Annotated in this window: 1 protein-coding gene; it reads left to right on the top strand. The window is 69.6% G+C overall.

Annotated elements, in window-relative coordinates:
- Positions 1-382, top strand: a 382-nt coding sequence (locus BIV03_RS15805) for an MFS transporter (RefSeq protein WP_139202015.1), incomplete at both ends; no start/stop codon positions are given.

Genomic DNA, 382 nt, shown 5'->3' with positions numbered 1-382 from the left:
TCCTGGTCTTCATGACCGGCGACGGCATCGAGTCCAACTTCATCTCCCCGCACATCGCGGCTGCGCTCGGCTCCGGCGGGGTCGACAGCGCCGCGATGGTGATCGGCCTCTACGGCGTCGCGGTCCTCGTCGCGTCGTACTTCGCCGGCGTGCTGTCGGAGCTCTGGGGCCCGCGCCGGGTGATGACCATCGGCGCCGTGCTCTGGGTCGTGTTCCAGGTCGCGTTCCTCGCGGCGCTGCCCACCGGGTCGGTCGGCCTCATCGCGCTGACGTACTTCCTGCGGGGCCTCGGCTTCCCGCTGTTCGCGTTCTCGTTCCTCTGCTGGGTGAACCACACGGTCGCTCGCGAGCGGAACGCCACCGCCGTCGGCTGGTTCTACGT

The sequence above is a fragment of the Curtobacterium sp. MCBA15_016 genome, from assembly GCF_001865105.1.
GTDB lineage: Bacteria > Actinomycetota > Actinomycetes > Actinomycetales > Microbacteriaceae > Curtobacterium.
The sequence above is the reverse complement of the archived record's forward strand: the minus strand, read 5'-3'. Positions and strand labels throughout refer to the sequence as shown.